We start from the raw sequence: 3,205 nt of genomic DNA, 5'->3' as shown, positions 1-3,205 counted from the left end.
GGCCAGGGCGGCCTCCTCGACGAGGAGGCCCAGGCGCTCGTAGCGGTGCCGGCGCTTGTTGAAGCGGACGACGACGGCGCAGAGCGAGCTGGCCTCGCGCGAGCGGCGGGTGAGCGCCGTGTCCCCCCGCGGGAGATAGACGAGATGGCCGAGATCCGTACAGTCCAGGCAGCGGGGCACGCCGGACTCGCGGACGAGGTGCCGCAGCGGGCCCTGCCGGCAGTCGGCGCAGTGGATCTGCTTCAGCGACTCAAAAACCACCAGGCTCATAGACGTGTGATACCGCTGTATGACCCTCATATCACCTGGTGAAGAAGGCATGTTGATGTTTCGACGACTGTTCCTGGATGCCCCGTCGCCCTTTTACCTTGGGGCGATGGACCGCAGGAGCTGCACCGAGGAGGGGCACATGGGTGGGCGGCAGACGACCACGGCACGGCCGGGCGGTGCATGCGTCGCCACGTTCCCGACCGGCCGGAACATAGTCATCCCGCCGGGCGGCTGCACCGGCTGGCACTTCCACCGGGTCAGGCTGGACGCGGTGGTTCTGGCAGGGACCCTCACCCGGGTCCTGCACGACCGCACCGTCGAGGTGCACACGGCCGGGACCACCTTCGTGGAACCCGCGGGCACAGGGCACATCCACCTGGGCCACAACCTCGGCACCGAGCCGGTCGTGCTCCACGTGACCCCCGCGCTCCCGGAGGGGACGCCCTTCGCGATACCCACGCCGGCTCCGGCCGGCGTCACGCAGGCGGTCTGCGGGCAGCACGCCCGCTGAACCCGATCCCGGGCCGTCCCTCGTCCGGCGGTGCTCACACCAGTCGGCGTATCTCCCCGCGGACCCGGTAGAAGCCGCCCGAGGCCGCGTGCAGCCCGTCCACCACGTACCGGGCACCCGCCTCCCGTATCCCGCGCGGGAACTGCACGTTCCACGAGGGTTCGAAGCCGCCCGACACCACCTGCACCCGCATCCGGCCGCCCTGCTGGACGCACTCCACCACCACGCCGGCCGCCGGGTCCGCGGTCACCGCCGCCATCGAGACCGTGGCCACCGCCGAGGCCGACGCGGCCGGTATGAACACCGGGAGCGCAGCCGCCGACTTCACGTCCATCGGTGCGGGGACCGAGCCCTGCTGGGCCGCCGCGATCGCCTGCTCGGTCGCATCCACACAGACCAGCGACCCGTCCGTGGTGACGAGGTACAGCCGCTCGTCCAGGTACTGCATGGACAGTGCCGACCCGCCGCCCGTCCCCAGCTTCCACAGCCGTCGGCCGTCGGCGTCGAAGCAGTAGACCGAGGAGGAGGAGTCGCCGGCGAACACGTGCCGCCCGTCGGGCGAGGTCGCGCACGAGTACACCGCCGCGTCGCACGCGTAAGAGGCCTCCACCGCCCCCGAGGCCTTCGAGAGCCGCTGCACGGTGTTGCGGACCGTGCCCGCGTACACCGCGTGGTCCTCCTGCCAGCCGAACAGCACCCCGCCGGGCGTCTTGGTGTGCCACAACTGCCCGGTGCCGTCGGCCGCGTACGCCGTCACACCGCCGCTGTGCCCGTGGAAGACCGCCCGCTCGTCCGCCCGGACCATCCACGCCCCGTTGCCGCCGGACTTCCGTGACCACTGGTGCTCGTCCTCGTGGTCGATGACGGTCAGGCCGCCGTTCGCGTCGGAGACGTTCAGCACGCCCTCGTGGATGTCGAGCCAGTAGATGTCCACGTCCGCGGCGATCGCGTAGGCCCCGAACGGCACCTTCGACGACAGGTCGTACACCGTGCCGTCGTCACAGCCCGCGTATATCCAGAACTCATCCGCCACCAGGCACTTCACCCCGTCCGGAAGCGAATACCGGGCCAGCACCTCGCCGCCGTGGCTCAGCGTGTAGACATCGCCCGCCTGGTTGCCGACCCAGCAGCGGTCCTCGTCCACATGGATGCCGAAGGCCGACGAACCGGTCCGGAAGCGCCACAGCACCGGGGCCACCGCACGCGCCGTCGACGGCGCCGAGGTCACCTGGCGGCGGGTCACCGACCGGGCGGCGCGCTGCCCGCGCACCGCTGGGGCGTACCCCTTGCGCACCTTCTCCCCGATCTTCTTCGCGGCGGCCGCACGTGCCTTCTCGGTGCTCGGGAACGCGGAGGTCTGCAGCTGGCCCTCAGCGCCGATGCGCCCGTACCGCACGGACACGGCCGTGCCGTCGACGGTCACCTCGTAGAACTTGTGCGCCGCGCCGTCGTCCTGCGACAACTCCAGATACGTCGTCTCCCGAGCCATGACAAACCCCTCCCCAAAGGCAGCGCCGCCGGCTCCCTTTCGGCCGGTGATCCCTCGTGAAAAACGCTAAGGCCCACCACTGACAATGGGCCCGTGCAGTGGGAAGCGATCACCTGGCAGCGGATGGCCGAGCGGCTCGCCGGTCACCTCGACAATCCTGACAACGACCCCGGCGTCGACCACGACGACGAGCCCGACCGCGTGCCCGACCACCCGCCTGGGCAGGCCACTTGGCAGCGGGTGGGCATCGACGGTGCCCCCGCCGCCGAGACCGGCGTGCTCGCCGGTGAACTGGCCGAAGCGCTGCGGCAGCGCGGACGCCCGGCCCTGGTGGTGCCGACCGGCGGATTCCTGCGGCCGGCCTCCCTCCGCTTCGAGTTCGGCCGGCAGGACGTGGACTCCTACCTCGGCGGCTGGTACGACACTGCCGCGCTCTGGCGAGAGGTCTTCGGCCCCACCGACCCCGGCGGCACCGGCCGGGTGCTGCCGGACCTCTGGGACCCGGTGACCGACCGGGCGACCCGCAGTCCGTACGTCGAACTCCCGCCCGGCGGCGTGCTGCTCGTACACGGCCCGTTGCTGCTGGGGCACTGGTTCCCCTTCGATCTGAGCGTCCACATCCGGCTCTCCGCCGCCGCGCTCGCCCGCCGCACCGAGGAGTCCGCGCGCTGGACGCTGCCCGCATTCGCTCGCTACGAGGCCGACACCGCCCCGGCGTCGGCCGCCGACGCGGTGGTCCGGGCCGACGACCCCCGCCACCCCGCGTGGAGCGGCATCCGGAGCCGCTGACGGGGCCGGGCCGACCCCATCGGTACGACGCCTCCTACGGCCGGCCGCCCTGCCGGGTCACCGCCAGGGCGGCGGCCCGGCACCCGGCCCGGGCGGCCTCCGCCGGGTCCGCGCCCTCCAGCCGGGCGGCGAGGAAGCCCCCGGTG

The 3,205-nt window shown here is 72.4% G+C and carries 4 protein-coding genes and 1 pseudogene; 2 read left to right on the top strand and 3 right to left on the bottom strand.

What is annotated here, in order from left to right:
* Positions 1–270: pseudogene (locus ACWGIU_RS33790) on the bottom strand (DUF2293 domain-containing protein); the annotation flags it as partial.
* A gap of 106 nt (positions 271–376) precedes the next feature.
* Here ACWGIU_RS33790 and ACWGIU_RS33785 point away from each other — a divergent pair.
* Positions 377–781, top strand: coding sequence for a cupin domain-containing protein (locus tag ACWGIU_RS33785; RefSeq protein ID WP_453711921.1), 405 nt, complete (start codon positions 377–379; stop codon positions 779–781).
* A 34-nt stretch (positions 782–815) separates the two neighbouring features.
* Here ACWGIU_RS33785 and ACWGIU_RS33780 read toward each other — a convergent pair whose 3' ends face one another.
* Complete coding sequence (locus ACWGIU_RS33780) at positions 816–2,270, bottom strand: WGR domain-containing protein (protein ID WP_453711920.1); 1,455 nt, start codon at positions 2,268–2,270, stop codon at positions 816–818.
* A 93-nt stretch (positions 2,271–2,363) separates the two neighbouring features.
* Here ACWGIU_RS33780 and ACWGIU_RS33775 point away from each other — a divergent pair, with 93 nt between their 5' ends.
* Positions 2,364–3,059: a uridine kinase gene (locus ACWGIU_RS33775; protein WP_453711919.1), complete on the top strand. Its 696-nt coding sequence runs from the start codon at positions 2,364–2,366 to the stop codon at positions 3,057–3,059.
* Positions 3,060–3,093: 34 nt separating this feature from the next.
* Here ACWGIU_RS33775 and ACWGIU_RS33770 read toward each other — a convergent pair.
* The coding region (locus tag ACWGIU_RS33770) for a PfkB family carbohydrate kinase (RefSeq protein WP_453711922.1) at positions 3,094–3,205 on the bottom strand (112 nt) is incomplete at its 5' end.

Source organism: Streptomyces sp. NPDC054840 (assembly GCF_053611065.1).
The sequence above is the reverse complement of the archived record's forward strand: the minus strand, read 5'-3'. Positions and strand labels throughout refer to the sequence as shown.